The organism is Dietzia sp. PP-33 (genome assembly GCF_033790845.1).
Taxonomy (GTDB): Bacteria; Actinomycetota; Actinomycetes; order Mycobacteriales; family Mycobacteriaceae; genus Dietzia.
Genome location: NZ_JAMYEI010000004.1, coordinates 206,437 through 220,736 on the forward strand (window position 1 = coordinate 206,437; position 14,300 = coordinate 220,736).

General features: G+C 69.4%; 12 protein-coding genes. 5 read left to right on the forward strand and 7 right to left on the reverse strand.

The window, feature by feature from the left end; translation table 11 throughout:
- Window positions 1-14: 14 nt before the first annotated feature.
- Window positions 15-2,495, reverse strand: a complete 2,481-nt coding sequence (gene ftsH / locus NJE57_RS09125; RefSeq protein ID WP_319028084.1) for an ATP-dependent zinc metalloprotease FtsH — start codon at window positions 2,493-2,495, stop codon at window positions 15-17.
- Window positions 2,496-2,661: 166 nt separating this feature from the next.
- Between ftsH and NJE57_RS09130 the strand changes: the two genes are divergently transcribed.
- Complete coding sequence (locus NJE57_RS09130; protein ID WP_319028085.1) at window positions 2,662-3,990, forward strand: amidase; 1,329 nt, start codon at window positions 2,662-2,664, stop codon at window positions 3,988-3,990.
- Window positions 3,991-4,011: 21 nt separating this feature from the next.
- Here the strand turns inward: NJE57_RS09130 and NJE57_RS09135 are convergent, their stop codons facing one another.
- The gene (locus NJE57_RS09135; protein WP_319028248.1) at window positions 4,012-4,239 is read right to left on the reverse strand and encodes a hypothetical protein; all 228 of its coding nucleotides are present in this window, start codon (window positions 4,237-4,239) and stop codon (window positions 4,012-4,014) included.
- 118 nt (window positions 4,240-4,357) lie between these two features.
- On the reverse strand, window positions 4,358-5,191 hold the full coding sequence (locus NJE57_RS09140) for a sigma factor (protein WP_319028086.1): 834 nt from the start codon (window positions 5,189-5,191) through the stop codon (window positions 4,358-4,360).
- A gap of 306 nt (window positions 5,192-5,497) precedes the next feature.
- Between NJE57_RS09140 and NJE57_RS09145 the strand changes: the two genes are divergently transcribed.
- On the forward strand, window positions 5,498-5,674 hold the full coding sequence (locus NJE57_RS09145) for a hypothetical protein (RefSeq protein WP_319028087.1): 177 nt from the start codon (window positions 5,498-5,500) through the stop codon (window positions 5,672-5,674).
- A gap of 96 nt (window positions 5,675-5,770) precedes the next feature.
- On the opposite strand, the gene NJE57_RS09150 is transcribed toward NJE57_RS09145, so the two are convergent.
- On the reverse strand, window positions 5,771-7,321 hold the full coding sequence (locus NJE57_RS09150) for an acyl-CoA synthetase (RefSeq protein ID WP_319028088.1): 1,551 nt from the start codon (window positions 7,319-7,321) through the stop codon (window positions 5,771-5,773).
- Between the two features lie 846 nt (window positions 7,322-8,167).
- Between NJE57_RS09150 and bsh the strand changes: the two genes are divergently transcribed.
- Window positions 8,168-9,145 (forward strand): choloylglycine hydrolase, encoded by a 978-nt coding sequence (gene bsh, locus NJE57_RS09155; RefSeq protein ID WP_319028089.1) that lies wholly within the window; start codon window positions 8,168-8,170, stop codon window positions 9,143-9,145.
- Window positions 9,146-9,409: 264 nt separating this feature from the next.
- Complete coding sequence (locus NJE57_RS09160) at window positions 9,410-10,030, forward strand: hypothetical protein (protein WP_319028090.1); 621 nt, start codon at window positions 9,410-9,412, stop codon at window positions 10,028-10,030.
- Window positions 10,031-10,476: 446 nt separating this feature from the next.
- Here NJE57_RS09160 and hpt read toward each other — a convergent pair whose 3' ends face one another.
- The 3 genes from hpt to dacB are packed head-to-tail and all read right to left on the reverse strand — an operon-like array spanning window position 10,477 to window position 13,501.
- On the reverse strand, window positions 10,477-11,034 hold the full coding sequence (gene hpt / locus NJE57_RS09165) for a hypoxanthine phosphoribosyltransferase (RefSeq protein ID WP_319028091.1): 558 nt from the start codon (window positions 11,032-11,034) through the stop codon (window positions 10,477-10,479).
- Window positions 11,035-12,075, reverse strand: a complete 1,041-nt coding sequence (gene tilS, locus NJE57_RS09170) for a tRNA lysidine(34) synthetase TilS (RefSeq protein WP_413464390.1) — start codon at window positions 12,073-12,075, stop codon at window positions 11,035-11,037.
- 31 nt (window positions 12,076-12,106) lie between these two features.
- On the reverse strand, window positions 12,107-13,501 hold the full coding sequence (gene dacB, locus NJE57_RS09175; protein ID WP_319028092.1) for a D-alanyl-D-alanine carboxypeptidase/D-alanyl-D-alanine-endopeptidase: 1,395 nt from the start codon (window positions 13,499-13,501) through the stop codon (window positions 12,107-12,109).
- A gap of 182 nt (window positions 13,502-13,683) precedes the next feature.
- Between dacB and NJE57_RS09180 the strand changes: the two genes are divergently transcribed.
- The gene (locus tag NJE57_RS09180) at window positions 13,684-14,196 is read left to right on the forward strand and encodes an inorganic diphosphatase (protein WP_319028093.1); all 513 of its coding nucleotides are present in this window, start codon (window positions 13,684-13,686) and stop codon (window positions 14,194-14,196) included.
- Window positions 14,197-14,300: the final 104 nt, after the last annotated feature.

The window sequence follows — 14,300 nt, forward strand, 5'->3', positions numbered from 1 at the left end:
AACCGGACGGAGCGTCAGTCGTCACGTTCCCACGGTGCACGCCAACCGGGCTCCTTGTCCTCGCGACGACGGGCGCCGCTCCGACGGCCGTCACCGTCCACGGCCGACCACGCGCGGGTCGACCCGTCCGGTTCGGGTCGCGTCGTGGACCCGTCCCCCGTGCCGTCGTGGTCCTCGGCCCGCGGCGCCGGGGCGGCGGGAGCGGCCGGGAGACGGGTGGTCTCGGAACCGCTCGGACCATACGTACCGTTCTGTGCCCGGTCGCCGTCGGGGTCCGAGCCGGCGCCCCGGCCCGCGTCCGGGGTGGAGCCGGCCGGTCTGGGGCCGGCCGGTGTGGATGATCGCGGGGGCCAGCCGGGGGCGGACCAGCCGGGCGGCGGCGGGGTGCCGTACGCGGGGATCCCGGACGACCGCGCGCCTGCCGGGGCCGGCTCACGGCCCGGGCCCGTCTGCTCGCCCCGGCCCTGGTCGTGGCCCGGTGCGTCGGTCCCGGACTCGCGATCCGCGGGCAGGACGGGCATCGCGAACGGATCGCTGACCGGCGGCGGCCACGGCTCGCCACGTTCCTTGGCCATCTCGCCCGGGGTCTTGATGGGGGGCAGGGTGGACGGGCTCCGACCGCCGAAGTCGTCGAACTCGGTGATCCTCGGCCGCTTGACCACACCCGCGAACAGCCGTGTGAGGTCCTCCTGGCGGAGCGTCTCCTTCTCGAGCAACTCACCGGCTGCGGAGTCGAGGATCTCCCGGTTGGACTCGAGGACCCGCCACGCCTCGGTGTGCGCGGCGTCGATGAGGCGGCGGACCTCGTCGTCGATGGCCTTAGCGACCTCCGGGGAGTACTCGCTCCCCGAGCCGCCACCGCGACCGAGGAACGGGTCACCGGCGTCGCCGCCGTATTTGACCGCGCCGAGCTTCGGGCTCATCCCGTACTCGGCGACCATCGTGCGGGCGATGCGGGTGGCCTGCTCGATGTCAGAGCTGGCGCCGGAGGTCGGCTCTCCGAAGACGTACTCCTCGGCGGCACGCCCGCCCATCGCCATGACGATGCGCGCGATCATGTCCGCTCGCGTCATGAGGGACTTGTCGTCCTCGGGGACGACCAGCGCGTGGCCGCCGGTGCGACCACGCGCGAGGATCGTGACCTTGTGGACCGGCTCGAGATCCTCCATCGCCCACGCGGCGAGGGCGTGGCCGGTCTCGTGATAGGCGGTGACCTTCTTCTCGTGCTCGCTGATCACGCGGTGCTTGCGACGCGGGCCGCCCACGACACGATCGGTGGCCTCCTCGAGGATGTCGATCGAGATCTCGTCCCTGCCCATCCGCGCGGCCAGCAGAGCGCCCTCGTTCAGGACGTTGGCCAGGTCCGCACCGGACATGCCGATCGTGCGCCGGGCCAGTGACCTCATGTCCACGCCCGCGGCCAGGGGCTTGCCCACCGAGTGCACGGCGAGGATGGCCTCGCGACCGCGCAGGTCCGGGTTGGTCACCGGCACCTGACGGTCGAACCGGCCGGGACGCAGCAGGGCCGGGTCGAGTACGTCCGGCCGGTTGGTGGCGGCGATGAGGATGACCGTCTCGCGGTCGCTGAACCCGTCCATCTCCACGAGCAGCTGGTTGAGGGTCTGCTCACGCTCGTCGTGGCCACCCCCGGTCCCGGACCCCCGATGCCGACCGACGGCATCGATCTCGTCGACGAAGACGATGCACGGCGCGTTCGCCTTGGCCTTCTCGAACAGATCGCGCACCCGCGAGGCACCCACGCCCACGAACATCTCCACGAAGTCCGAACCGGAGATCGAGTAGAACGGGACCCCGGCCTCCCCGGCCACCGCCCGGGCCAGCAGGGTCTTGCCCGTACCGGGAGGCCCGTAGAGCAGGACCCCGCGGGGGATCTTGGCGCCGAGCCGCTCATACCGCGCCGGGTTCTGGAGGAAGTCCTTGATCTCGTTGAGCTCCTCGACCGCCTCGTCCTCTCCCGCCACGTCGGCGAACATGGTCTGGGGCATGTCCTTGGTGAACTCCACCGCGCGGGACTTGCCCACACCGAAGAGCCCGCCCTTGCCACCCTGCATGCGCGTCATGAAGTAGAACAGGAGCCCGAACAGGATAAGCATCGGCAGCAGGAACGAGAGCATCTGCATGAAGAAGCCCTGCTCCGTGACCGTGGTGTCGTACTTCTCCGGTTCGGCCGCGGCGACCCTGTCGAATATCTGGTCCGCCGCCCGGTCCGGGTACTTCGCGATGAGCTGGTCGGTCTCGTCAGCACCCTCCTCCGGGGTGATCGCCGACTCGAGCGTGAGCCGCAGCTGCTGCTCGCGGTCCTCGATCGTCGCCTCCCTGACATTGCCGGAGTCGACCTGGGCGAGCGCGACCGAGGTGTCGACCTCGGTGTAGCCGCGCTCGTCGTTCGCGAAGAACGAGAACCCGACGATCGCCAGGATGATGACACCCGCGATCGCCACGTTGCGGAAAACGGTGTTGCTCTTACGTTCCATTCGGTCCTCGTGTGCGAAGGACGGCCCTGCCGGTCGGCGGGCCTGGTCTGCGACCGACGTCGTCGCTTGTCGCCCCAGGCTACCTGCGCGGCCCGACACCTGACCGTGCTGATCGCCGTGGGCGGACAGGCTCGGGGTGTCGCACCGACGTCGTACCATCGGGGTCGTGACCACCCCCACGCCCTCCGCGGCCCTGACCGCGGAGGCGGTGCGCTCCGGCGCCGGCAGCGCGATGGAGACCCTCGACGCCGCCTTCGCCAGGATCGACCACTCGGATCCGGTCCTGCACGCCTTCACCACGCTCCTCAGGGCGGACGGCCGCGCGGTGGCCGCCGCGGTGGACGCGAAGGAGGGTGACGCACGGACCCGGCTGGCCCTGGCGGGCGTCCCTCTGGCGATCAAGAGCACCGTGACCCTCGACAACCCGGTGGTCGCGCCCCTCCTGGCGGCCGGTGCGGTCCCGGTGGGCATCACCGCGGCACCCCAGCTGTGCACGTGGGGGATGACGGACTCGGATGAGCACGGGATCACCCGCAACCCCCGCGACGTCTCGCTGTCCGCCGGCGGCTCCTCCGGCGGGTCCGCGGCGGCGGTGGCCTCGGGGATGGTCCCGCTCGCCGTGGGTGACGACGGGATGGGCTCCCTGCGCATCCCCGCCGCGGCCTGCGGGATCGTGACCATCAAGCCCGGCCCGGGGGTCGTTCCCACACAGCTCGGTGCAGACAACTGGGGACGCCTGGCGGAATCGGGACCCCTGGCCAGGACCGTGGAGGACGTGGCGCTGGCACTGTCGGTGATGTCCGGGCGACCCGGGCTCGCCACGCTCTCCCCCGTGCCCGGCGGGACCCGGGTCGGCCTGTCCACCACCAGCCCGATCAGGCTCGGCCGCGATCTGGTGCGTGTCCACGAGCCGTGGAAGCGGGCGGCCCGGGAGGCCGCGGCCCTGCTCGGCGAGGCCGACCTCGTCGTCGTCGACACCCCCCTCCCGGCCCCTCGCGACCCGGTCCTCTACCTGGCACGGTGGACCTCCGCGGTGGCCCGCGCCGCCGAGGAGGCCAACCTCCCCCTCTCCGCGATGGAACGCCGCACCAGGCACCACGCACTGCTGGGCCGCACCGCGTTCCGCAGTGGCGGTGCCGGCGACGGGGACACCCGGTGGAACCGCGCCGCCGAGGCGCTGCGATCGGAGGTCGAGCGGGCGATGGACACCGCCGGCGTGGACGTGTGGCTCACCCCGGCCCTGGCCGACGCGCCCCCCGAGGCCACCGAGTGGCACCAGCGCTCCTGGGGGCGCTCCCTGTGGGCGTCGATGCGATTCTCCCCGTTCACACCGCTGGCCAACGTGCTCGGCTGGCCCGCGATGTCCGTCCCGTGCGGCCGGACCCGCTCACCGCTCGGCAGGGAACTACCCACCTCGGTCCAGCTCATCGGCCGACCCGGGTCGGAGGCGACCCTGCTCTCCCTGGCCGCCGTGATCGAACGGGACGGGGCCTGAGTCCGGTCGCCCCCGGGCCGGTCAGTCCTCCGGCAACGCGGCGAAACGATCCTTGACGTCGTTGTACCATCCCAACGACTGCCGGGGCCGCAACCAGCGGCCCTTCATCTCCTTCCGGGCGGGGCCGTGTGCCTCGTCCCCGGCCCTCACCTCTTCCTTGAGGTGTGCGTCCTGGGCGCTGATCACGTCGTCCGCGGTCTCACCGCGATGGGCGAGATCGCAGGGCCCTCCCAGGTCCTTGCAGGTCATGGTCTTCAACGCCGTTGCTCCTTCCGGTGACGGGCGGCGCCGGGTGCGCGCCTCACCCTGGTGACGAGTGGTGGGCCCGAAGTGTGACCACGACCGCGTCGACACCGGCGGGCGGGACTCACCGCGGGGCGCCGTCCCGTCGTCGGCTGATCGACTCCAGGGACTCGGACTCGGCGCGGAAGTCGATGCGGGTCACCACACCGCCGGAGACGCGGAAGTCGAACGCCACGCGCGCCGCCCCACGGTCGAACCACGCCGCGCCGGGCCGACCGTGGACGAACACCGGCAGCGCGGCGGCCGCCGCACCGTCGAAGAACCGTGCGACCTCGTCGCGGCCCTCGATGCGCGCAGGGGTGCCGAGATCCACGGCGACCGGGTCTCCCGCCACCACCACGTCCGGCGCGAGGAGTTCGAGGAGGCGGGAGAACTCACCGCTGCGGGCGGCGGCCAGAAAGGCGTCGACGACACGCCAGTCCACCGGGCCCGTCCCGTCCGGCGGTTCCGCAACTTTCGACCGCGCTCTCGACGCGAGCTTGCGCGCCGCTGCGGGTGTGCAGTCCAGGATCCCGGCGATGGTGGGGAAGTCCACCGTGAACGAGTCGTGGAGGACGAACGCCACCCGCTCGGCCGGGGTCAGCCGGTCGAGCACCACGTGCATGGCCGCGCTCACCGAACCGGCCAGAGCGACCTCGTCGGCCGGGTCGGTATCGACGCCCGCCCGGTCTGAGGGTTGGTGTGGCGCCGGCACCGCCGCCTTGAGCCGGTCCAGACACAACCGGGTGACGACGGTGGTGAGCCACCCGGGCAGGTTGGCGATCGCGACGTCGGAGCGCTCCAACCGCATCCAGGCCTGCTGCACCACGTCCTCCGCCTCGACCGGGTCTCCGAGCACCCGGGCCGCGATCCGGGTGAGACGCGGGCGCTCGCGCTCGAAGTCCACCACCGGATCCATGCCGGACATCCTCCCCGAAACCGACGGCGGTCGAGGCGGATCCTCGCCGCCGATGTCATGACCGGCGTGGGCGAGCGACAGTCACACGCGGCAACACCTGACCCTCGGCCCTCACGGTCAACTGCAGGGGCCGAAGTGCGCCTTTCGACGCACCAGCACCATCCCGGAAGAGGCCTTGACGAGCAACGATAAGAAGAGCATCATCGTCCGCGGGAGGGAAGGTGACACGGATCACTTTCGAGCCGACTCATCTCGGGGTATGGAACCCCGGCGGCGGCCTCCTGTCTTGTCGGAAAGGACAACACTATGGGCAGCCTCGCAGTATTCGCAGAAGGTTCAAGCCAGTTCGCGCTCGATTCGGGCTCGACCCTGGCCGACGCCTTCACCGGCCTTCCGTCTCTCATGCTCTTCCTCATGGACTCGATCGGGTTCGGGGCCTCCGTCGACCTGACCGCGAGCGTCGGCGGCGACGGCCTCCTCTGAGCGCGTCGACACCGGAGGAGCCCCGAGCGGCCTACGCGAGAGAGCCGCCGACCTTGCGAGGTCGGCGGCTCTCTCGGTGGCACCGCGATGGCAGGCCTATGCAGGCGTCTGCGCCTTGTACTTGTCCGCGATGCGGCGCTTGACGAGTTTGCCGGTGGGGGTCCGGGGGAGCTCGTCGACGAAGTCCACGCCACGCGGGATCTTGAAGTCCGAGACCCGGCCCCGCAACGACCCGAGGATCTCCTCGCCGAGGCCGGGGTCACCGGCCCGGTCCGCCGCGGGCACCACCACGGCGTGGACCTTCTCCCCCATCTCCTCGTCCGGGATCCCGATCACCGCCACGTCCTCGACCGCCGGGTGCAGAGCGAGCGCGTTCTCGATCTCCTGCGGGTAGATGTTCACTCCCCCGGAGATGATGGTGAACGCCTTGCGGTCGGTGAGGTAGAGGAAGCGGTCCTCGTCCAGGTACCCCACGTCCCCGAAGGTGGACCAGTTCGGATGCTCGGGGTGGAACACGGACGCGGTCTTGTCCGGGTCGCCGTGGTAGGTGAAGGTGCCCTCGTCCTGCTGCCAGTAGATGGTGCCGATCTCGCCGGTGGGGAGCTCACGGCCCTCCTCGTCGCAGATGTGCGCGAAGCCCTTGAGCCCGTCACGGCCGACGGACCCGGGCCGCTCGAGCGCCTCGTGCGAGTTGATGAAGGTGATGCCCATCCCCTCGGTGGCCGAGTAGTACTCGTGGACCACCGGCCCCCACCATTCGATCATCCGCCGCTTGACCTCGGGCGGGCACGGGGCGGCGGCGTGGATCGCGTGGGTCAGGCTGGACACGTCGTAGCTGTCGCGGACCTCGTCCGGAAGCTTGAGCATGCGCACGAACATCGTGGGCACCCACTGCGAGTGCGTCACCCGGTACTCCTGGATGAGCCGCAGTGACTCCTCGGCGTCGAAGCGGTCCATGAGGATCACCGTCCCGCCCACCGAGTTGACCACGCCGCAGAAGCGCAGGGGCGCGGCGTGGTAGAGCGGAGCGGGGCACAGGTAGACACTGTCGGCGTCGAAGGCGTAGAGGAAACTGAACACCGGCGTGTACGGGTCGGGGACCTCGTCGATCTGCCCCTCGGGCGGGTCCACTCGCACACCCTTGGGCCGGCCGGTGGTTCCGGAGGAGTAGAGGAAGTCGTGGCCGCGGGGCTGGTCGGCGGGCGGGTCGGTCGGTTTCCCGTCGAGCAGCGACCGGTAGTCCTCGAAGCCCTCGAGCGCACCGCCGAACGCCACGCGGTGCTCCACGCCGGGGTGCGCACCCGGAGCGACGTCGACGTGGTCGGCCACCGAGGCGGAGACGAACAGTGCCCGCGCCCCGCAGTCACTGATGATGTACGACGACTCGTCGGCTGTCAGATGGTGGTTGATGGCAGCGATGTACAGGCCCACGCGCAGCGCGCCCCAGTAGATCTCGACCATCTCGAGGGTGTTGTCCGAGACCACGGCGATGGTGTCACCGGGGCGCAGACCCCAGTCGTCGGTCAGGACGTGTGCGAGCTGGGCCGATCTCGCCTCGAGCTCGGCGTAGGTGATCTGCTCGCCCGTCGCGGGACGGATCACAGCGGGCTTGTCGGGGGTGGTGGCGGCGAAGGTCCCTGGAAACATGGGAGAAGCATATATCCCACATGTGATCCGGATCACGCGATCGGGCAATCGGCTGAGGTGACGCAGGCATGATTCCACGCTCCGTGTTCTGCGCGACCGACGCACGTGGCTGCCGAGGCCGCCCGCGAGGTAGTACCCGCGAGGTGTAGTACCCGCGAGGTAATAGTTGCACTACACAGCGCTAGAGACTTCGGCGATCCCGGGACCGCGGGCGCCCCTCTGCAGAGCCGGTCGACTTCGTGACAGAAGCAGCAGAAAACGGCACCCGCAAAGAGAACTCGGAGATCAACGGTGACCACCTCCACTGCCCCTGACGCGGGGCCTTAGTCCGTGGACATTCCCCCACCGGGACTGAACCTGGAAACCGCGGTCCGCGCCGACCGGGACCGCAACTAACTCGCCTCCCTAGAGTTCGGCACCGCCGCCCGGCCACGCCACGATCGGGAGGTTCTGGATCCACATGATCAAGGTGCCCGCACTCGGGTGTTGGATCTGGAGAGGGGCCATCTCCGCCAGCGACGGTTACCAGCCATCACGTGGCGACGCGACGGCGTCTCACGAACCATGGGCGCATACCGATTCGCGCTACTCCTGGAGCACGGCTCCGATTTCACCTATTCCGTCGGAGAACACCGCTGCAACGAACCGCTCTGCGTCCGCGTCGATGACAACCACGTCCTTGCCTCCACACAAACGGTCGAGGAAACTGAACACATCGCCACATGCTCGACCGGCAGCCGACTCGACCAAATTCATGGACGCGCACCCTAGTACCGCGGCCCCGAATCTGCTAGGCATGAAAAAGCTCCCCTCCCTCGGGGAGTGACCCGACAAGGGAGGCACACTATGTGCACCGGTCTCAGCTACACCACCAAGAACCACTACTTCGGACGAAACCTCGACCTGGAATTCTCCTACAATGAGAAGGTCACCATTACTCCCCGAAAGTTCCCATTCGAGTTCCGCCGAGTCCCCTCCCTCCCCACTCATCACGCCATCATCGGCATGGCCACCACCGCCGACGGCTTCCCGCTCTACTACGACGGAACCAACGAAAAGGGCCTCAGCATGGCGGGGCTCAACTTCCCAGATAATGCCGACTACAAACCCGAAGCTGCCGACAAGACCAACATCGCACCCTTCGAGTTCATCCCCTGGGTCCTGGCCCAGTTCGACACGGTCACCCAGGTGGAGACTGCCCTGGCGGAGGTCAACCTGGTCGACATCCCTTTCAACGACGACTTCCCGCAGTCACCGTTGCACTGGATCATCTCTGATAGCGACAGGTCCCTCGCCGTGGAGAGCGTGAAATCCGGGTTGCGCGTCTACGACAATCCGTACGGCGTCCTGACCAACAACCCGACCTTCGATATCCAGAGCTTCAACTTGAACAACTACATGCACCTGTCGACCAACCCACCGGAAAACAACTTCTCCGACCAGCTCCGGTTCGACACGTACAGCCGAGGGATGGGGGCCATCGGGCTACCCGGCGACCTTTCCTCAGCCTCACGGTTCGCCAAGGCCGTTTTCACCAAGATGAACTCGATCTCCGGAACATCCGAGTCAGAATCCCTGAGCCAGTTCTTCCAAATCCTTGGCTCGGTAGCGCAACAACGCGGATGCGTACGAGTAGGCGGCGAGGACTCATACGAAATCACCATCTACTCGTCCTGCTGCAACACCGACACCGGCGTCTACTACTACACCACCTACGAGAACAGCCAGATCACAGGCGTCGACATGCACAAAGAAGACCTCGACTCCGAAACTCTCGTCGACTACCCACTGACCAAGGGCCAACAGATCGCCATGCACAACTGACTAAGAAAACAGACCAGCTTACTCGCGCCTAGGCCCCACCTATTGGGACCCCCACGCGCAGTACCATTCGAACCTGCCACCCAACTGCGGTACCTTGCCCATCGCTCAGGCTCCGCAGCTGATATTCAGGTCTTATGACAAGTGAAGTCCGGTCGATGCAGTGGCAGCCCTACCCGCGACGACGGTTGTGGCCTCCGGCGATGACGACAGCGTGCAGATCGGCAGCTCCCAGATCACGGTAGTGAATGCCCGTAACCTCGGGCTATGGAAAAGGGAAGGCCATTGCGCAATCGACACCGCATGCTGTGGCGGGTCGTTGATGTCACCGCCGTTCTCGCGCTCGTGGCCTACCTCTGGGTGCTCATCGACTGGTGGACTGCGGACCTCGGGGACCTCAGCCCGGCCTACCGGGCACTGATCCTTTTTTGCTGCGCCGGGACCGCAATCGTGATCGGTATCGCCTGGACCATCAGGGCGATAGTGGCCACTCGAACCTACCCAATGTCTCTGCACTTGCTCGCACGGCCGGTGGTGGTCGCGATCATCGGGGTGTTCGCTTTGTCCCCCGTCAGCACTCCGGGTTTTGACCATTCCCGGTCCGAATTCGACGAGGTGGCTGCACAGATCCACCGCGAAGGTCCAGAGTTCCTCGACTACAGCGAGACCAATCGTGGATCCCGGCGGATAGGTTCGGAGGAGATCGTCAGGATCACTCGACGCGACAATGAGGTGTACTTCTCGACGACCCGGAATTCGTATTCGTGGCATACCCAAGGGTGGGAGCACAGCGAGGGCGGCCCGCCTAAAGAACTGGCCTCAATGTTCGAGGGGTACGAGATCGAGGAGCTCAGCGGAGGGTGGTACCGCTTTCACGGATGGCTGTGACCGAGAACTGGCGCCCCGGCCTCGCCACCCCGAACAGCCTCGCTCCGCTCACACGCTCGCCGCCATCGTGGCCACCGTCGCGTTTGACGATCCTTAACCGCGACACCGGCCTGCCTCCTCGCACGGCCCATCTTCGCCACGACCCGACGTTGCATATGAGTGCAGCGCAACACATGAGCGCAGTACAAGGGTGTACGCGAATCCGAGCGTGCGAGGACCGGATACGAGCGAGTGTCGACCGCGGAACAGAACGTCAAGACGCCGCGAGTGCCCCCCATCGTGATCGGAGTCGCGCTCGAACGAATCAGTCTGGATCGAGGCGAAAGCGGCCGCGGTGCGTGCGGCCGGCTCTCGAGCGGGCGCTAGGCGAGCTGCGCAACCGAGGTGGGCCGAGCGGGTCGGCGGAGGCAGGTTCGGCGACCCAGCGAAAGAGGGAGGAGCGAGCGTCAGGAGTACATGCGCGGGTGCAGCCGGCCGATGTACGGCAGGTCGCGGTACCTCTCGGAGAAGTCCAGCCCGTAGCCCACGACGAACTCGTTGGGGATGTCGAACCCGATCTCGAGGATGTCGAGGTCGGCCTTGACCGCGTCGGGCTTGCGCAGCAACGTGACGATCTCGAGCGACCGCGGGTTCCGGGTGGCGAGGTTGCGCATGAGCCACGACAGGGTCAGGCCCGAGTCGATGATGTCCTCGACGATGATCACGTCGCGGTCCGCGATGTCGCGGTCGAGGTCCTTGAGGATCCGCACGACGCCGGAGGAGCTGGTGGAGGACCCGTAGGAACTGACCGCCATGAACTCCAGCTCGGAGGGGATGGACAGCGCGCGGGCGAAGTCCGAGACGAAGATCGCGGCTCCCTTGAGCACGCAGACCAGCACGACCTCCTGCTCGATATCGGAGTAGCGCTCCCCGATCGTGGCACCCATCTCGGCGATCCGCTCGCGGATGGCGTCGGCGTCGATGAGCACCGATTCGATCTCGTCGGCGTATTTGTCCTGGCTCATCTAGCTCCCCGCTCCACTTACCCGGTCGATCTCCAGGACCAGCTTTCCATGCCGCCGCCGCGCGACCAACCTGCCCCGGCCCCCGGACACACCCGGTTCCGCCGGACCCGCGCCGCCCACCGCGACACCCCCCTGCCCGTGCCAGCGCGTGACGAGCGCCGCCACCGCCGTGAGGTGCGCGTACGTGGGAGACGGGCACCCGTGCGCCCGCAGCCATCGCCGCAGGACCCGGGTGAGTACGGCCTGCGTGAGCGGCTCGAGGGTGGAGACGTCCAGTGCGCCGCCGGTGGCCACGGGCACGGCGGCGGCGAGCCGGTCCAGCTCGTCGTCGTCGGTCCGCAATAGTCCGGCGGTCCGCGCCAACCCCTCCGCCACACCTCCCCCCAGGACCTCCTCGAGCAGCGGGAGCACTTCGCGGCGCAGTCGTACTCGGGTGAAGGCAGGGTCGACGTTGTGCGGGTCCTCCCACCAGTCCAGGCCGAGGGCGCGGCACGCGGCGCGGGTGCCGTCGGTGCGCACGCCCAGCAGCGGCCGTCCCCAGGGGGCGTCCCAGCCGGCCATGCCGCGCAGCGAGCGGGCACCGGAGCCGCGGCCGAGACCCAGCAGGACGGTCTCGGCCTGATCGTCGAGGGTGTGGGCGAGCAGGACCGGACGTCCGTCGCGCGCGGCGTCGAGCGCGGCGTACCGCGCGGCGCGGGCGGCGGCCTCGGGGCCGGAACCGTCCGGATCGACGACGACGACGAGGACCCGCGCCCGCACCCCCAGCCCGCGGGCCGCCCCGGCGGCGTCCCGGGCGACCCGATCCGAACCCGGCTGCAACCCGTGGTCCACGACCAGGGCGGTCACGGCGGCGAACTCGGCGGCGGCGGCCGCGGTGAGGGCCAGCGAGTCCGCTCCCCCGGACAGGCCCACACACACCTCGTCGCCGATCTCGGGGTGGGCGCGACGGAACGCCCGCACGGCCGCGCGCACGGTCCAGGCGGGGCCGGACCAAGCCGGGCCGGGCCAGGCGGGGCCGGTCGGGTCGGGGCCGGCGCTCACGGGCCCTGGTCCGCTCATAGGCCCGGTGTCGCTATCGGCAGCCACAGCTGCGCAGCTCGGCGGCGATCCGGTCGATGATCGGTCGGGCGACGGCCGGGTCGGTGCCGGAGGCTAGCAGCGCGAAGCTCATCGTCCGCCCGTCGGCACTGGTCACGGTCCCGGCGAGGGCGCTGGTCCCGCTGAGGGTCCCGGTCTTGGCGCGTACCCATCCCGCACCCGGCGCCGCCGAACCGTCGAAGCGGTCGACGAGGGTCCCCGAGCCCGCGGCGACGGGCAGGGTGTCGAGCAGGTCGCGCATCTCCCGGCTCGCGTCGGGCCCGGCGGCGGTGCGCAGGACGTCGGTGAGGACGGACGCCGGGATCCGGTTGCCGGGGCTCATTCCCGAGCAGTCGTCGAGGCGGACACCGCTCATGTCGAGCCCCCGCTCGGCGAGGGTCTGCGTGACGGCCGAGGTCCCGGCGGCGAAGTCTGCCAGCTGATCGGGGTTGCGATCGAGCGCCACCTCTCGGCAGGTAGTCTCCGCCAGGACGTTGTCCGAGTGCTCCAGCATCGAGCGAACCCGCTCGGTCAGTGGCGCGGAGGACACGCGCCCGAGCTCCTCGGTGGTCTCCACCGGTTCCGTCGAGACGCTGACGTCCCCGGGGTCGACCCCCAGCTCACGGGCCAGCGCCCGGCCGGCCGCCAGCGTGGGTTCAGTGGTGCGGGGTGAGTACTCGTCGGCCGGGTCCAGGCGACCCGCATCCAGCATCCACGCCTGGACGGGGGCGAGGTTCCCCGCGGCGATCTCCACCGGCGACCACCCGGGGGCGAGCCGGGAACCGGTGTACGGGCCCGGCGCCACGACGATCCGCGCGGGGCTCTGGCCGGCCGTCCGCACGACCCCGGCAGCCTGCACGATCGTCGCCGCGCCCGGGAAGAGCGGGCCGGGCTCGGCCCCGCCGGACATCGTGGGGTCGCCGCCCGGGATCACGACGAGGGTGTCGGGATCGGCGCCGCGGGCCAGGACGGTGTCGACGCGGGAATCGGGGGGCAGTCGGTCGAGGGCGGCCACCGCCGTGAGGAGCTTGACGGTGGAGGCCGGGAGCCTGGGGTCGTGGGGACGGCGCTCCCACAGCGTCTGCCCGGTGGCGTCGTCGACCACGCTCGCGGTCAGGTCCCCGACGGCAGGCGACGAGGCCAGGGGCCCGAGGATCCGCTCGAGGGCGGCCGGGTCGGGGGTCGGCGCGTCGTCGTCGGCGGCCAGAAGACCGGGCGAAGGCGGGGGCGCGGCGGCCGCGGGCCCGCCCAGACCCCCGCGCAAGTCGTCCTCCACGTCGGTGAGCAGCGCCGCCGCCACCAGTCCCGCCACGAGGAGGGCCACCACGACGAGGACGACCCCGATCCGCCACGCCGGGCTACGCCCGCGCCACACGCGCCGCTCGGTCACAGGCCCCCACCCTCCTGGATTCGCTCCACCCCGCGCCCGACCGGGCGGCGGTCATCAGTCACCCACGCTAGCGGGCGACGTGACGGCGACCGCCCCCGGTGCCGCGCCGGCCTACTAGAATCGGTGCGAATTCCCGGGCACGCGTCCCGGGCCCCGAGATTGCCGATCAGCGAGGTATCCCAGTGTCCGTCGAAGTGACCATCGAGATCCCCAAGGGTTCGCGTAACAAGTACGAGATCCACCACGAGACCGGGAAGATCTACCTCGACCGGTTCCTGTTCACCTCGATGGGCTACCCCGCGGACTACGGTTACATCGACAAGACGCTGGCCGACGACGGCGACCCGTGCGACGCGCTCGTGCTCCTCGACGAGTCGGTCTACCCGGGCGTCATCGTCAACTCCCGTGTCGTGGGCGTCTACACGATGTCCGACGAGGCGGGTGGCGACGACAAGCTGTTGTGCGTGCCGGCCCTGGACCCGCGCTGGGAGCACATCCAGGACGTCGGCGACGTCCCGGAGTTCGAGCTCAAGGCGATCGAGCACTTCTTCCTCCACTACAAGGACCTCGAGCCGGGCAAGCACGTCACCCCCGGTGAGTGGCGGGACAAGGAGCACGCCGAGAAGCTCGTGGCGGAGGGGATCGAGAACTTCACCGAGCACCCCGAGGAGAAGGCCGAGCCCTTCCGCGGCTGACCCCCTTCCGCGGCTGACCGGAGCCCCGGCCCGATAAATACGCGAAGAGCGTTCCGAGCGCATCGGACGATGCGTTCGGAACGCTCTCGGCGTCGTGTCGGGAG